The 15,547-nt window shown below is 41.5% G+C and carries 14 protein-coding genes; all 14 read right to left on the reverse strand.

Features of this window, described 5'->3' with window-relative positions; translation table 11 throughout:
- Position 1 precedes the first annotated feature (1 nt).
- The 14 genes from JP36_RS07710 to JP36_RS07775 all read right to left on the reverse strand — a co-directional run bounded on the left by JP36_RS07710 (position 2) and on the right by JP36_RS07775 (position 15,455).
- A complete protein-coding gene (locus tag JP36_RS07710) occupies positions 2–832 on the reverse strand; it encodes a cell division protein FtsQ/DivIB (RefSeq protein WP_013745291.1) in 831 nt (276 codons plus the stop codon).
- Complete coding sequence (locus tag JP36_RS07715; protein WP_013745292.1) at positions 829–1,764, reverse strand: D-alanine--D-alanine ligase; 936 nt, start codon at positions 1,762–1,764, stop codon at positions 829–831. Before JP36_RS07715 ends, JP36_RS07710 begins: the two co-directional genes overlap by 4 nt.
- A complete protein-coding gene (gene murC, locus JP36_RS07720) occupies positions 1,764–3,206 on the reverse strand; it encodes a UDP-N-acetylmuramate--L-alanine ligase (protein WP_039095591.1) in 1,443 nt (480 codons plus the stop codon). The genes JP36_RS07715 and murC overlap by 1 nt, the downstream gene beginning before the upstream one ends.
- Positions 3,207–3,215: 9 nt before the next feature.
- Positions 3,216–4,265 carry an undecaprenyldiphospho-muramoylpentapeptide beta-N-acetylglucosaminyltransferase gene (gene murG, locus JP36_RS07725; protein WP_039145564.1) on the reverse strand — a complete coding sequence of 350 codons (1,050 nt, stop codon included), beginning with the start codon at positions 4,263–4,265 and terminating at the stop codon, positions 3,216–3,218.
- A 9-nt stretch (positions 4,266–4,274) separates the two neighbouring features.
- Entirely contained in the window at positions 4,275–5,450 is a 1,176-nt protein-coding gene (gene ftsW, locus JP36_RS07730) for a putative lipid II flippase FtsW (protein WP_013745295.1), read from the reverse strand.
- A gap of 13 nt (positions 5,451–5,463) precedes the next feature.
- The gene (gene murD / locus JP36_RS07735; protein WP_039173632.1) at positions 5,464–6,786 is read right to left on the reverse strand and encodes a UDP-N-acetylmuramoyl-L-alanine--D-glutamate ligase; all 1,323 of its coding nucleotides are present in this window, start codon (positions 6,784–6,786) and stop codon (positions 5,464–5,466) included.
- An 18-nt stretch (positions 6,787–6,804) separates the two neighbouring features.
- The gene (gene mraY / locus JP36_RS07740) at positions 6,805–7,887 is read right to left on the reverse strand and encodes a phospho-N-acetylmuramoyl-pentapeptide-transferase (RefSeq protein WP_013745297.1); all 1,083 of its coding nucleotides are present in this window, start codon (positions 7,885–7,887) and stop codon (positions 6,805–6,807) included.
- Entirely contained in the window at positions 7,881–9,275 is a 1,395-nt protein-coding gene (gene murF, locus JP36_RS07745; RefSeq protein WP_039145569.1) for a UDP-N-acetylmuramoyl-tripeptide--D-alanyl-D-alanine ligase, read from the reverse strand. Before murF ends, mraY begins: the two co-directional genes overlap by 7 nt.
- A gap of 12 nt (positions 9,276–9,287) precedes the next feature.
- Positions 9,288–10,754: a UDP-N-acetylmuramoyl-L-alanyl-D-glutamate--2,6-diaminopimelate ligase gene (murE, locus tag JP36_RS07750; RefSeq protein WP_039173635.1), complete on the reverse strand. Its 1,467-nt coding sequence runs from the start codon at positions 10,752–10,754 to the stop codon at positions 9,288–9,290.
- An 11-nt stretch (positions 10,755–10,765) separates the two neighbouring features.
- Positions 10,766–12,541: a peptidoglycan glycosyltransferase FtsI gene (gene ftsI, locus JP36_RS07755; protein WP_039169484.1), complete on the reverse strand. Its 1,776-nt coding sequence runs from the start codon at positions 12,539–12,541 to the stop codon at positions 10,766–10,768.
- A gap of 20 nt (positions 12,542–12,561) precedes the next feature.
- Positions 12,562–12,882 carry a cell division protein FtsL gene (gene ftsL / locus JP36_RS07760; RefSeq protein WP_013745301.1) on the reverse strand — a complete coding sequence of 107 codons (321 nt, stop codon included), beginning with the start codon at positions 12,880–12,882 and terminating at the stop codon, positions 12,562–12,564.
- Positions 12,879–13,844 carry a 16S rRNA (cytosine(1402)-N(4))-methyltransferase RsmH gene (rsmH, locus tag JP36_RS07765; RefSeq protein WP_039173638.1) on the reverse strand — a complete coding sequence of 322 codons (966 nt, stop codon included), beginning with the start codon at positions 13,842–13,844 and terminating at the stop codon, positions 12,879–12,881. The genes ftsL and rsmH overlap by 4 nt, the downstream gene beginning before the upstream one ends.
- 12 nt (positions 13,845–13,856) lie before the next feature.
- The gene (gene mraZ / locus JP36_RS07770) at positions 13,857–14,315 is read right to left on the reverse strand and encodes a division/cell wall cluster transcriptional repressor MraZ (RefSeq protein WP_013745303.1); all 459 of its coding nucleotides are present in this window, start codon (positions 14,313–14,315) and stop codon (positions 13,857–13,859) included.
- A gap of 228 nt (positions 14,316–14,543) precedes the next feature.
- A complete protein-coding gene (locus JP36_RS07775; RefSeq protein ID WP_039173640.1) occupies positions 14,544–15,455 on the reverse strand; it encodes a GntR family transcriptional regulator in 912 nt (303 codons plus the stop codon).
- Between the last annotated feature and the right edge of the window lie 92 nt (positions 15,456–15,547).

Raw genomic sequence — 15,547 nt, forward strand, 5'->3', positions numbered from 1 at the left:
ATTATTCACTTAATATATCTTGTGCCGTTGTATTTTCAGGTGCGTCAGTAAAACTTACTGCTGCGCCTGTATTGTATCTTAAATCAATATAAGCGATTTTTTTATTTTCAGGAATTTCTATTTGTGGATAAATCGTTAAAAAACGATCAATTTTCTCTTTCCATTCGCCTCGCCCAAGCTTCAATATAATATCATTAGATAAAGTTACGTTCCACGAGCCGCGGTCATCAATGCTGACAATTTTTAAATTAATATTCTTTCCTTGCAAAATTTTGCCTAATTCATACCAAGTTTTTAATACATTTATTCCTTGAAAATCCGGACCGGATAAATTAGGCAATTTTTCATCATTAATTTTTTCTTTCGGCAAGCTAAAAATTGTCCCGTCAGCCGTTAAATAATTGACCTGATTCCACTTAGCAACCGGAACATATTCCACCACATTAATATTTAATTGCGCCGGCCATATTTTACGAATGGAAATAGTCTTAATCCACGAAAGCGATTCAAACATCTTTTCAATAGATTCGACATCTTGAGCAAAATATCCTCTTAATCCCTGATGACTTTCCGCATATTTTTTCAACATTTCACGCACATCATCATTTGTAGTAAATTGTGTCTTACCCACCAAATTAAATGAACTAATCGGCTTCGGATCCAATTTTTCAAATAATTCGATGCGATGTGAGTAACTGTAATAACCAAGACCAATGATAAACAAAAATAAAAAAAACTTGATCCAAGTCTTTAAATCAACTTGAGATATGCGTTTTTTCTCATTAGGTTCTCGGTAATAAACGGAGCGAGAATATTTTGTGCGATTTCTCATTCAGCACTTAACTCCAAAATTTTTACTACTAATTGAGAGAAACTATAACCGACAACTTTTGCCGCCATTGGGAATAAACTGTGGCTTGTCATACCCGGATTGGTATTCACTTCCACCAAACGGAAACGCCCTTGCGCATCAGTCATAACATCAATGCGGCTCCAACCGCGGCAACCGACAATATCATAGGCCTGTTTCACTAAATTTCTCAATTCATTTTCACGCTCTTCACTTAAACCTGATGGGCAGAAATATTGCGTGCTGTCGAGAAGATATTTAGCATCATAATCATAAAATTCGCCTGCCGGTTTAATTAAAATGGAAGGCAACACTTTACCGCCCAAAACCGGTACCGAAAATTCCTGTCCGGCAAGCCACTCTTCGATCAATACCGTATCATCGTGCGTCAAGGCGGTATCCACCGCTGCCGCTAACTCTTCCACTTTTTTCACTTTGGTTAAACCGACACTGGAACCTTCCAATGATGGTTTCACCATTAATGGCAAGCCTAATTTGGCTACCACTGCTTGCGCATCAAGTTGAGAACGTGTTTCTTTAGTAATCACCACCATCTCGGCAACCGGCAAACCAACCGCCTTCCATAACAATTTGGTGCGCATTTTATCCATTGTTAATGCAGAGGACATCACACCACAACCGGTGTAAGGAATACCTAACTGTTCCAATAACCCTTGCAAAGAACCATCTTCACCGCCGCGCCCGTGTAGAATATTAAATACGCGTTGGAAGCCCTGTTTTTTTAAATCTTCCACCGGAAACTCTTTTGGATCGATAGCGTGCACATCCGTGAAACCTTCGTCCTGCAATGCTTTTAATACCGCTGCTCCAGAATTTAATGACACTTCACGTTCTGCCGAAGTTCCACCCAATAATACCGCTATTTTTTGTTGTTTTAATTGTTCAATATCCATTATTTACTCCATAACTCCACAAGGCGACGAGATAGCTTGCTCACACTTCCTGCTCCCTGCGCTAAAATTAAATCTCCATCTTGCAACACTTGATCCATAATTTCCGGCAACTGTTCCGGATCTGCCAAGAAAATCGGATCAATCTTACCCAAGTTACGAATTGAACGACAAAGAGAACGGCTGTCCGCACCGGCAATTGGCGCTTCCCCTGCCGGATAAACATCCAACATAATCAATACATCAACTTGCGATAACACTTGCACAAAATCATCAAACAGATCTCGTGTTCTGCTGTAACGGTGTGGTTGGAAAATCATCACAATTCGTTTATTTTCCCAGCCGTGACGTGCCGCCTGAATAGTCACATTGACTTCGGTCGGATGATGGCCATAATCATCAATTAACATCACCTTACCGTTAGGGCGAATAAAAGAGCCTAACTGATCGAAACGGCGACCGGCACCTTGGAAGTCTGCTAATGCGGCTAAAATAGATTCATCATCAATACCTTCCTCTTTTGCCACTGCCAATGCCGCAGTTGCATTTAAAGCATTATGTTTGCCCGGCACATTCAGCAGAATTTCCATTCTTTGCCCATCCGGACAAATCACGGTGTAATGCCCTTGAAAACCGGTTTGGCTATAATCTTCAATGCGATAATCCGCTTTGTCGCTAAAACCATAAGTAATCACTTGGCGACCAACCTTCGGCAATAGTGTCTGTAGCACAGGATCATCAGCGCACAACACCGCTAAACCATAAAACGGTAAATTATGTAAGAAATTGATATAAGTCTGTTTCATCTCTTCAAAATTACCGTGATAAGTATCCATATGATCCGGTTCAATATTGGTTACCACTGCAACCATCGGCTGTAAATGCAAAAAAGAGGCATCGCTTTCATCCGCCTCTGCAATCAGATAACGGCTTAAACCCAAGTGCGCATTGGTACCGGCAGATTTCACCAAGCCACCGTTAACAAAGGTCGGATCTAATTTCGCCTGCGCATAAATCATCGCTATCATCGCAGTTGTAGTGGTTTTACCGTGCGTACCTGCCACCGCAATGCCGTGACGAAAACGCATAATTTCCGCCAACATCTGGGCGCGTTGAATAACCGGAATTCTGGCTTCACGCGCGGCAATCACTTCCGGATTATCCGACTTAATCGCACTGGAAACCACAACAACACTTGCGCCGGCAATGTTGTCGGCACTATGCTGTAAAAAAATTTTTGCGCCCATTTCCGCCAACTGCAAAGTCACCGCATTTTCTTGAATATCCGAACCGGTGATTTGATAGCCTTCATTTAACAATACTTCGGCAATGCCACTCATTCCGGCGCCACCAATTCCAACAAAATGGATCTGCTTTACGCGGCGCATTTCAGGCACAACCATACGCACCTGATGTTGAAAATTCTGTTTAATCTTATCTTCCATACTGCTCTCTTAATTAGTCACTGAAATAATCGTTTCCGCCACTCGCTGTGCTGCCGTCGGTGCTGCTTTGGATTGTGCTTTTTCTGCCATAGCCAATAAAGTTGGACGCTCCCATTTTTGCAAAAATTCAACCACCCGTTCAGGGGTTAGCTCGGCTTGTTGGATAATTTCCGCCGCACCGGCATCTGCTAAATAACGTGCATTAAGATACTGTTGTTGATCTTTATGTTGGAACGGCACAAAAATCGCCGGCACGCCGGCAGCGGCGATTTCACACACGGTTAGTGCACCGGAACGACAAATCACCACATCAGCCCACGCATAAGCTGCCGCCATATCATCAATAAAATCAGAAACATTCACCTTAATATTTTGCGGATACAACGCTTTTATTGCTTCACTGTTACCTTTCCCTGCTTGATGTCGAATGACCACATCTTTTGTTAATTGTGCTGCCACTTTCGGCATTAATAGATTCAAGACTCTTGCGCCTTGACTGCCTCCGACAACCAAAATACGCAACGCCCCTTCTCGCTGACTGAAACGTTGTTGCGGTGTCGGCAAAGCAAAGAGATCGGCACGCACCGGATTACCGACCACTTCGGCATCAGCAAAAGCGGTCGGGAAAGCTTGCAACACACGTGTTGCAATTTTTGCCAGCCATTTATTTGTCAAACCGGCAACCGCATTCTGTTCGTGTAAAATAATCGGCACCCCTGCCAATTTTGCCGCTACACCGCCCGGACCGGAAACATAACCGCCCATTCCTAAAACGGCATCCGGCTGATAAGTTTTAATAATTTTTCTCGCCTGCAATATCGCCCGTAAAATTTTAACCGGTGCGGCTAATAATGCTTTTATACCTTTACCGCGCAATCCGGAAATTTCAATAAAATGAATAGCAATGCCGTGTTTCGGCACAAGCTGTGCTTCCATACGATCTTTCGTACCAAGCCATTCAACCTGCCACCCTTGTTGCTGCAATACATTAGCAACTGCAATCGCAGGAAAAACGTGTCCGCCGGTGCCACCTGCCATAACCAGTAATTTTTTCGTCATAATACTCTCTTAATCATCTCGTAAATGTGCGTGCCCTGTTGCCATTCTATTTTCGTGATCAATTCGCAATAAAATCCCCATCGCGACACACATAATAATTAAACTTGAACCCCCATAACTAATTAATGGGAAAGTTAATCCTTTAGTAGGCAATAAACCGATAGTTACGCCCAAATTGACAAAACCTTGGAAAAAAATCCAAAAGCCGATACCAAAGGCAAAAAATCCACGGAAGCGAGCTTCAAGTTTTAAAGATTCTTTTGCTATCTTGAATGCTCTAAATACCAAAGCGGACAGCAAAATAATAATCAGCAAAATACCGACAAAACCGAACTCTTCTCCAATAATCGCCATTACAAAGTCGGTATGCGCTTCCGGCAAATACTCCAATTTTAATACCGAATTACCTAAACCTTGCCCCCAAAACTCACCGTTACCGAACGCCATTAATGAATTTGACAACTGGTAACCTGAACCGAAAGCATCAGCAAACGGATCCAAATAGGAAGTCACACGCTTCATTCGATAAGGCGAAATCAGAATTAAGAACATAATCGCGCCGGCACCCATTCCTATTAATAATACGAACTGGAACAGTTTTGCACCGACCACAAACAGCATACCGAAAGTGATCACAAACAAAACAACGCTACTTCCTAAGTCCGGTTGGCAAAGCAGGAAAATAATTAAAATGCCACAAACTAAAGTAGGTCGCCCGAAGATTAGCTTTTTTGTTAAAACGGCATCATATTTACGCACAAAAAAACTGGATAAATAGCAAATTAATGCTAATTTCGCTAATTCCGCCGGTTGAAAATTAACAAAACCGAGCGAAATCCAACGCGTTGCACCATTGATATTTCTACCGACAATCAGCACCACAATCAGCGACAACAATGCCAACAAATAAAGCCAATGACTCCATTTTTCCCATTTTTCGGTCGGAATCTGCAACACAAAAAAGAAACAGGCTAAACCGGTAACAATATAAACCGCATCACGAATCGTAAAATAGAGCGGATCGTCATAAAGTTTTGCCGCCACCGGAAAAGAGGCGGTGGTTACTGCGACAAAGCCGATAAACAATAAAATGATAAATAGCAAAAATAGCGCACGATCATAAAGAGAAGAGTGTGGCGTAATTCTTCCCCAACGATCAAACCAGTTTTTAAACTTTGACAACATCCGATTCTATCTCTCAATTTGACTGTTTTGCCAGACGTGCAAATTCTTGCCCACGCACTTCAAAATTCGGGAATTGATCCAAACTCGCACAAGCTGGGGAAAGCAGTACCATATCGCCGGCTTTTAATTTCGGTCTAATCTGCTCAATCGCTTGCTCCATAGTGTCCACCACCACACTTTGTGATGATAACTCTGCCAACGGCAATTTATCTTGACCGAAGCAATAACAGAAAATATTCGGTTTATTAATTAATGATTTAAGATCGCTGAAATCAGCTTTTTTGCCGTCACCGCCCAATAATAGATATAAATTACCTGCCACCTGCAAACCGTTCAATGCCGCTTCAGTACTGCCTACATTGGTCGCTTTAGAGTCATTCACCCAACGCACACCGTTTTCATAATGTACCGTTTGAAAACGATGATCCAGACCGGCAAAAGATTGCAGCGCATCGATGATGCCTTGCTGTGGAATTTTGACCGCTTGAGCTAAGGCAATCGCCGCCAACGCATTCATATAATTATGACGACCAATCAATTTCATTTTCTCAACATCCAACAACAAACGGCTGTCGGTTGCTAAATAAGTATGCCCCCACATCTCCTGTAAATAATAATCGGCGTGTTTTTCCGCAAAACTCAACAAACGATGTTGCGGTTCACGATAATCCGGATAAGTTGCCCGATCTTCATTATTAACCACTATCGTTTCTGCGTGACGATAAATGCGTAATTTCGCCTGACGATACTCTTCCATATCATCATAACGATTCATATGATCTTCGGAAATATTTAAAATGGTTGCCGCTGCCGCATTCAAACTGTAAGTGGTTTCTAATTGAAAACTTGATAATTCAAGCACATATAACTGGCAACCTTTGCCTAGCAACGATAATGCCGGAATGCCGATATTGCCACCGATACCAACATTTAAATCTGCCGCTTTCGCCATTTCATAAACTAAGGTAGTAACGGTGCTTTTACCGTTAGAACCGGTAATAGCCACAATCGGTGCATCCGCTTCACGACAGAAAAGTTCAATATCGCCAACAATTTCAACACCCTTTTCACTCGCTTTGCGAATTTCTGGGGTTTTTAATGAAATGCCCGGACTTAACACAATCAAATCACTCTGCAACAGCCATTCCTGATTTAAACCGCCGGTATGTACGGCAATGTCTGCCGGCAATTGATCCAAACCTGCCGTTTTTTCTCGGGTGTCAATCACCTGTAAATTCACTTTTTTATCTGCGAAATAAGAAACACAGGATAATCCGGTTTTTCCTAATCCCACTACTGTTACTGTTTTGCCTGTATAGTTATATTGATTTGCCATTTTCGCCTCCAACCACAGTTAACGTAGCTTCAATGTTACTAAGCCGAGTAACACCAAAATTAAAGAAACGATCCAGAAACGCACGATAACACGAGGTTCCGGCCACCCTTTCAATTCAAAATGGTGATGAATTGGCGCCATACGGAAAATACGCTGTTTTCTTAATTTATATGAGCCGACCTGCAAAATAACCGATAGCGTTTCAATAACAAATACGCCGCCCATAATGACTAACAGAAACTCTTGGCGCACCAATACCGCGATTGTACCAATTGCACCACCTAATGAGAGCGAACCGACATCTCCCATAAAAACCTGTGCCGGATAAGTATTGAACCAAAGGAAACCTAATCCCGCACCGACCATTGCAGTACAAACCACCACCAATTCGGCACTGTATTTAATGTATGGAATATGCAAATAATCAGCGAAATTCACGTTACCGGTCGCCCACGCAATTAACGCAAATGCGGCTGATACCAACACGGTCGGCATAATCGCCAAACCGTCCAATCCATCCGTCAAATTCACAGCATTACTGGTACCGACAATCACAAAATAGGATAAAACGATATAGAACAAACCGAGTTGCGGCATAATCTCTTTAAAGAACGGCACAACCAACAATGTGGCGTTGCTATCTTTGCCAAGCAGGTACATCCCGATTACTGCCACAAAGGCAATCACCGAAAGCCAAAAATATTTCCAGCGTGCGATCAAACCATCCGTATTTTTACGCACAACTTTACGATAATCGTCGACAAAACCGACCGCACCATAACCAAACAACACAAACAACACAAACCAGACATAAGGGTTATCCAAGCTCGCCCACAACAAGGTGCTGACACCAATGGAAGCCAAAATCATAATGCCGCCCATTGTCGGTGTGCCACGTTTGCTAAAATGGCTTTCCGGTCCATCATTACGCACCACCTGACCGATTTGCAATAACTGTAGTTTACGAATCACTTTCGGCCCGATCCACAAACAGAATAATAAGGCGGTCAATAACGCCAAAATAGCGCGTACGGTAATATATGAAAAAACATTAAAAAATGTGTGATATCGAACTAAAAACTCACTAACCCAAACTAACATTGTTCAAAACCTTTAAATGAATCAATCACTTGTTCCATTCTCATAGAACGAGATCCTTTAACTAATATTAAAATTGTTTTTCCGGCTTTCATTTGTTGCGCCGCATACTGCTGTAAATCGGCAATTAATTCCGCCTTATCCTGATAATGGTTGCCACCACAGGTTTGACTAATCACGCGACTATATTGACCAAAGCTCATCACCTGATCCAAATGCGCATTCAATGCCGCCTCCGCTACCTGCCGATGACATTGTTCCGTACTCTCTCCCAATTCCGCCATATCCCCGACGACCAACACCTTCACTTGCTGCGGTGCGGAGTGCAACACAGAAATTGCCGCTTTTAATGAATCAACATTGGCGTTGTAGGTATCATCAAGCAAAGTGAGTTGAGAATTGACTTCAACCGGAAATAAACGCCCTTTCACCCGTTTTCCTAATGCCAAACCTTTTTTTACATCATCCAAAGTTGCGCCTAAAGCGATCGCCAATGATGCGGCTGCCAAGGCATTGCTGACATTATGTAACCCTAAATAAGACAATTCGATCTCAATCTCGCCTTGTGGCGTACAAAGCACAAATGAAAAACCGATATTTGTGTGTTGAATCGCTCTCGCATAAATATCGGCTTCAGAATGAGTAAGAGAAAAACGCTTGATTGGATGTTGCGCAATATTTTGTTGCCACATTGGCAAATAGTTGCAGTCTTGATTGATAACCGCAATGCCATTTTCAGTTAAACCTTGATAAATTTCGCCTTTTGCTTTTGCAACACCCTGTAGCGAGCCAAAACCGGCTAAATGTGCCGGCGCAACATTATTCACTAATGCCACATCCGGTCTGGCTAATTGCGTGGTGTACGCAATTTCACCGGCGTGATTTGCGCCCAATTCAATCACAGCAAAACGGTGTTGATCAGTTAATCTTAATAATGTCAACGGCACACCGATATCATTATTAAAATTACCAGCAGTAAACAACACCTCATCGGCATTTTTTGCTGTTTGTTGCAGAATTGCTGCCGTCATCTCTTTGACCGTAGTTTTACCGGACGATCCGGTCATCGCTGCCACTTTCGGATTGACCTGTTGACGCACCCACAACGCCAGCTGTCCTAACGCTTTTTTGGTATCGGCAACCACCAACTGAGGCACCGAAACAGCCGGATCAGCCTGTTCAACTACCAAAATTTTTGCACCCTGTTGCGATACTTGCACCAAAAAACGGTGTGCATCAAAACTTTCTCCGCGTAAAGCAAAGAAAACACTGCCGCAACAATCTGTGCGGCTATCTGTTGTTACCTTATCCACTTCAAGCTCAGCCGAAGGCGGGTTCACCTCTTTCGCTGACAACAACTCACTTAAAGCAGCAAAACTCACTTTTATCATTCGTTATGCTATCTATGTAAAATTTAATAATTGAGAAACGATTTCACGATCAGAAAAATGATGCTTAGTATGCCCGATAATTTGATAATCTTCGTGACCTTTTCCGGCAACAAGAATCACATCATTGGCGTTGGCACAGGCAAAAGCATAAACCAAAGCCTGTTTCCGCTGGTGAATTATAGTAGCGTTATTTGGAAAGTCTAGACCCTTCACAATATCATTAATAATTGCTGCTGCATCTTCAGTGCGTGGATTGTCATCGGTAATCACAATATGATCGGCAAGCTGTTCGGCAATTTTCGCCATTTGCGGTCTTTTGCCTTTGTCACGATCACCGCCACAACCGAAAACACACCATAACTGTCCGTCACAATGCAAACGTGCTGCCCGCAACGCTTTATCCAAAGCATCCGGCGTATGCGCATAATCGACAATAGCCGTCGGTCTGCCTTCTGCGGTAAAACACTCCATTCTGCCGCAAACACCTTGCAACTGATTGACACTGTCGCTCAAGCAAGAAAGCGAATACCCTAACGACAACAACGTTGCCGTTGCCAACAACAAATTACAGACATTAAATTCGCCAATTAATTGCGAATGAAAAACGGCTTTGCCCCAACTTGAATCAACAGTGATTGTTACTCCTTGTTGGTGATAAACCAAATTTGTCACTTTTAACCAACGTTTATGCTGTGGCTGAAAATCACTTTGCAGACTCACTTCAATCGCATCATCCATTTGTTGCAACCACTGTTTACCGACTTCATCATCCGCATTAATAATACGATTCGGCACATTAAACTCGGTAAATAACATTTTCTTGGCATCGGCATAAGCCTGCATAGTGTGATGATAATCCAGATGATCCCGACTTAAATTAGTAAATACCGCTGCCGCAAACTGCAACGAGTCTACTCTATGTTGCACTAAACCGTGAGAAGAAACTTCCATTGCTACAAAATCAGCTTGATGCGCCACAAACTCTGCCAAATTACGCTGAATTTCCACTGCTGAACCGGTGGTATTGGTCGCCGCTTTAACCTGCTGATAAAAACCGTTACCGATCGTCCCCATTACCGCACTTTTTTTGCCTAACAAATGTGTCCATTGCGTTAATAAATTGGCAACTGTGGTTTTACCATTGGTACCGGTAACGCCCACTAACGTGACTTTTTGTGAAGGATGATGATAAAAAGCACCTGCTAAGGAGGATAATTGATGAGCAAGCCGGTAAACATAAATGAAAGGGATACTGTCGTGCCATTCAATTCGCGCCTGATCTTGCGGATCTTCGCTTTCTAAAATAACAACAGCTGCACCGGCGGCAACTGCCTGTGCTGCAAATTTTCTGCCGTCAAGCTGATGACCGATTAGCCCGATAAAAACATCGCCTGCCTGAACTGCTCTGCTATCCAACTGTAAATGGTTCAACGGCTGTTCCGGTAATGAAATCGCAAAATATTGATTTAATCGCTGCATCGTCTTTATCCTTAATTATGGCGTTGATTTTCTGTCTTAAGTGAATCGATATGCACAATGCGTTTCGCACTCTTGGTTTCACCTTCAATGCCGTCCGGCTTAATATTCTTCACTCTTAAAGTGTGTCCCATAATTTTTGAGAACACCGGTGCCGAAATCGAACCACCATAATATTTACCGGCGGTCGGATTATTAATCAAAATCACCAAGGCAAATTGCGGATCACTTGCCGGCGCTACCCCTGCGGTATACGCAATATATTTATCGACATAGCGACCATTTTCCAATTTTTTCGCTGTACCGGTTTTAATTGCAACGCGATAACCCGGCACTGCCGCAGCAATACCACCACCGCCAGGCAAAGCCACACTTTCCATCATATGTACTACTTCACGCGTCACTTTTTCTGAATAAATACGTTCACCGATAACCGGCGGATCCACTTTGGTAATGGATAACGGACGATATAAACCGAAACTGCCTAAAGTGACATAAGCGCGTGCCAGTTGTAGCGGGGTAACAGTTAAACCATAACCATATGCCACAGTTGCACGTTCAATATCTGCCCAACGCTTGCGATTGTATGGCAATGTTCCGGATTGCTCACCCACTAAGCCTAAATTGGTCGGCATACCAAAACCAGCTTTGTGATAGGTATTCATCAAGACTGAAATCGGCATCTGTAACGATAAACGGCTCACCCCGACGTTACTTGATTTTTGCAAAATGCCGGTAATCGAAAGTTCATTTCTCGGCGCAACATCTCGAATGGTATGCCCGTTCACTACAAACGGTTTAGTGTTGACAATGGTATCCGGTGACACAATTTTTTGCGTCAATGCGGTTAAAACCACAAACGGTTTCACAGTTGAACCCGGCTCAAAAGTATCGGTAATCGCACGGTTACGGCGCATTTCCGCTTGTGATCCTAAAATATTGTTTGGGTTATACGAAGGTGCAGTCGCCATCGCCAAAATTTCGCCGGTACTGATACTGACCAACACCGCCGTGCCTGACTCCGCTTTATTTTCTGCAACCGCTTTTTTGATTTCACGGAACACCATTGATTGCAAATGTTTATCGATGCTTAAAGTAACATCGTGCGCATCATATTTTTGTGTAGTGGAAATATTTTCAATCACATTACCGGATTTATCTTTGCGATAGGTTTTAGAACCTGATTTTCCGGTCAATAATGCGTTAAAACTCTTCTCAATGCCCTCGATTCCCTGACCGTCAATATCGGTATAACCCAATAATTGAGCAGACTCCTCAACGGTCGGATAAAAACGACGATATTCTTTCTGCAATGAAACACCGGTAATTTTCAATTCACGAATATAATTTGCCATCGTCGGGGAAATTTGACGATCTAAATAAACAAATCGAGATTTAGGGTTTTTATTTAAACGTGAAATCAGCCCATTCAATGAAGTATTTAACGCTTCAGCTAAACGCTGCCAACGATCTTTTTCCATTAATGAATTTTTACTGAAAATTTCTTTCGGATCAGCAATGACAGAATAGTTTTCAACACTAACAGAAAGCAACTCACCATTACGATCTAAAATATCACCGCGAATATAAGGGATTTGTTCCGTACGGAGTGAACGTTTATTTGCTTCAGAAATTAATACATCTGATTGCACCAACTGCACATAAGCTGCTCTTGCCACCAATGCTGCTAATAGAGCCAAGACAATAACGATGGTAGACCAGTATCTACCCTTCACAAAACTGCTTGAGTTCTGACTATAACTAGAAGATTTTTTTTTCACCTTTGCCATTATTATTTACTGTCCTCTAATTATTCAATAATTAACACTTCCTGATCATCCTGTGTAGATTGCATTCCCAACTGTTTTGCAATCCCCTCAATACGTGTGCGATCACTCAATGCACTGTCTTCCAAACGCAAATTAAGTGCTTCGCTCTGCAATGCTTGATATTCCGTCTGCAACTGATTCTTTTCGCTGATCGCCAAACGGGTTAAATGCGTTACCCAAATGGTCGACACTGCGCTAATCAATAACGCAATCAACAACAGCATCACCGTTTTATTGGCTTGGAAAATATCATCCACAATAATTCGCCATAACGGATAACGATCATAACGATTAAAAATCATAATAACCTCTCTGCAACACGTAATACCGCACTTCGAGAACGGCTATTGACAGCAATTTCCTGTTCACTTGGCATAATTGCTTTACCGATAATCTTCAATTTTTGATTGCGTTCAATTTGATCTTCTGTCAACGGCAAGCCTCTTGGAATATCGTCACCTTTGCTCTGCTTTTTCATAAAACGTTTGACCAAACGATCTTCTAACGAATGGAAACTAATAATTGATAAGCGCCCTTGCGGTGCTAACACCTCAATGGCTGCCGTTAAAATTTTCTCTAACTCCTCCAATTCGCTATTAATAAAAATACGAATTGCCTGAAAACTCCGGGTTGCCGGATGTTTATGTTTCTCTTTAACCGGAATAGATTGTGCAATTAATTGTGCCAACTGAAGGGTGCGGGTAAGTGGTTCTGTACCGTTTAATTTGGCTTGTTGATTGAATTGAACAATATTTCTCGCAATACGTTTCGCAAAACGCTCTTCACCGAATGCTTTTAACACCCAAGCAAGATCACTTTCCGAAACCTGTTGTAACCATTGTGCAGCAGAAAGCCCTTTTGTCGTATCCATACGCATATCTAAAGGCCCATCCTGCATAAAACTGAAGCCGCGTTCCGCTTGATCGAGCTGTGGCGAAGAAACACCTAAATCCAACAAAATGCCGTCAATTTTGCCGATTAGCTGATATTTTTCGCAAATTTCATTAATTTCTGAAAAGTTGTGGTGTTCTATGGAAAAACGAGGATCCTGAATGGATTGCGCAGCGGCGATAGCCTGCGGATCACGATCAATCGCAATCAAGCGACCTTGTTCGCCTAACAAGGAGAGAATACGACGTGAATGACCGCCACGACCGAAAGTACCGTCAATATAAATACCGTTCGGCTTGATTGCTAAACCATCCACTGCTTCATTCAATAAAACAGTAAAGTGTGAAGGATCTGAATAGGTGACTTGTTCCATATAAAAATTCACTTATAAAAACAAAGTTTTTAACTCTTCAGACGTTGCCATCGTACCACTGCTACCAATTTGAATGTCTTGTTCGATTTGCTGCTGCCATCTGTCGGCTTGCCAAATCTCAAATTTGTTAAGCTGACCGACCAGCATAATTTCTTTTTCTAGGGCGGCATGTTGTCTTAATGCGGGACTAAGCAAGATACGACCGGTCTTATCCAACTCGCATTCTGTTGCATATCCCAACATAACACGTTGTAAACGTCGTCCAGTTTCATCAAAATTCGGTAATTGCAGTAATTTCTGCTCAATAATTTCCCATTCAGAGAGAGGATAAAGTAAAAGGCAAGGTTGACGAATATCGGCAGTACAAATTAATTGTCCCTGCTCTTTTTCCTGTAATTCTGCACGATAACGAGTCGGGATCGCCAAACGCCCCTTTGCATCAAGATTAATCAACGATGCGCCTCGAAACATACTCGTTACCTATAAAATGAACCGAAAAAGAGAATTTATTACCACTATTTACCACAATTTACCACTTCTTGCTAAGTCTATGCTTTGAAAACCCTGATTGCAAGCGATTAGTTCAATCTTTACAAAGAATTTTGGGGTGTCGGAAAAGAAAAATCTCATTATCTGCTGAATGAGCTATTTCAATATCAATTTGATAATGCTTTTCTTTCATTAACCCCAGTTCAGATATCACTGATGTACTAATCTGATACTATTCATCAAAGATTTTTTAGCAGTATTTAAATGGCGTTTTAGTTCTGTGATCGCTCCCAAGTCGTCTTGACTGACAATCTTCACTAAAACGGCTAAATGTTCTTCAACTGCTAAAATATTTCTTGTTTTTAAATCTCTGTTATCCCATTGATAATGAAAGTTAAAAATTATAGAAATCAGCTCAATAAAATCATTAATAAAGGGGTTATCCGCAGCAGATAAAATAATCGAATGAAATTGATGATCCAATTTGGCAAAATCAGTAAATTGTTCCGAAATATGTTCTCGAAGAACTCTATGTTCTTGTAGCAACATTCTCATTTGACTCCATCTCACATCTGATTGAGGCAAGTTCATAAAGCAATTTAAAGCGTGGCACTCCAACATTTCTCTTAATTCAAATAATTTATCGGCATAATGAGGCGTAAATGCGACCAATTGCCACTCTCCCCTACCTAAATTTTTAATAAGATTAAATCTGGAAAATTGTATGAGATATGCTCTAACTGAAAAAATATCAACATTTACATTTTTAGCTAACCATAACTCTGAAATTTTATCTCCAGGTTTAATCACTTTTGTTCTCACAATTTCTTGAAAGTAGGATTCAATTTTTTTAAGAGATTTCGGATCATTTTGCTTTGTTTTTAATAAACTAAATTTATCCTCTTCTCTTGGCTCCCTCGACACAACATAATTTTCATTCTGTTTCACTAAAATACCTTTTTTCAATAATTCAGATAAAACAGAACGGATTGTTGTTCTACTAACGTTATATAAAGAAGCAAGAATCACCTGCGAAGGTAAAGGTGAATCCAATACTTTTGCAGAAATAGCATCCATTACCTGATTAGCGACTTCATTTCTTAGTTCAAAATCTCTACTCATTTCTGACTTCCTTTTTATAAAAAACACATAAAAAACATTAAAACATTTTGTTATTCACATTACTACAACTAAGTTCTGAAATTCTTTTGCAA

It is taken from the genome of Gallibacterium genomosp. 1 (genome assembly GCF_000771875.1).
In the GTDB taxonomy this organism is placed as follows: Bacteria; Pseudomonadota; Gammaproteobacteria; order Enterobacterales; family Pasteurellaceae; genus Gallibacterium.

Coding starts and splice junctions, on each gene's coding strand:
- murC (WP_039095591.1), bottom strand. CDS start 3,206: ATGGAAGATAAGATTAAACAGAATTTTCAACATCAGGTGCGTATGGTT.
- ftsW (WP_013745295.1), bottom strand. CDS start 5,450: ATGTTGTCAAAGTTTAAAAACTGGTTTGATCGTTGGGGAAGAATTACG.
- murE (WP_039173635.1), bottom strand. CDS start 10,754: ATGCAGCGATTAAATCAATATTTTGCGATTTCATTACCGGAACAGCCG.
- ftsL (WP_013745301.1), bottom strand. CDS start 12,882: ATGATTTTTAATCGTTATGATCGTTATCCGTTATGGCGAATTATTGTG.
- JP36_RS07775 (WP_039173640.1), bottom strand. CDS start 15,455: ATGAGTAGAGATTTTGAACTAAGAAATGAAGTCGCTAATCAGGTAATG.
- murG (WP_039145564.1), bottom strand. CDS start 4,265: ATGACGAAAAAATTACTGGTTATGGCAGGTGGCACCGGCGGACACGTT.
- JP36_RS07715 (WP_013745292.1), bottom strand. CDS start 1,764: ATGGATATTGAACAATTAAAACAACAAAAAATAGCGGTATTATTGGGT.
- mraZ (WP_013745303.1), bottom strand. CDS start 14,315: ATGTTTCGAGGCGCATCGTTGATTAATCTTGATGCAAAGGGGCGTTTG.
- mraY (WP_013745297.1), bottom strand. CDS start 7,887: ATGTTAGTTTGGGTTAGTGAGTTTTTAGTTCGATATCACACATTTTTT.
- ftsI (WP_039169484.1), bottom strand. CDS start 12,541: ATGGCAAAGGTGAAAAAAAAATCTTCTAGTTATAGTCAGAACTCAAGC.
- JP36_RS07710 (WP_013745291.1), bottom strand. CDS start 832: ATGAGAAATCGCACAAAATATTCTCGCTCCGTTTATTACCGAGAACCT.
- murD (WP_039173632.1), bottom strand. CDS start 6,786: ATGGCAAATCAATATAACTATACAGGCAAAACAGTAACAGTAGTGGGA.
- rsmH (WP_039173638.1), bottom strand. CDS start 13,844: ATGGAACAAGTCACCTATTCAGATCCTTCACACTTTACTGTTTTATTG.
- murF (WP_039145569.1), bottom strand. CDS start 9,275: ATGATAAAAGTGAGTTTTGCTGCTTTAAGTGAGTTGTTGTCAGCGAAA.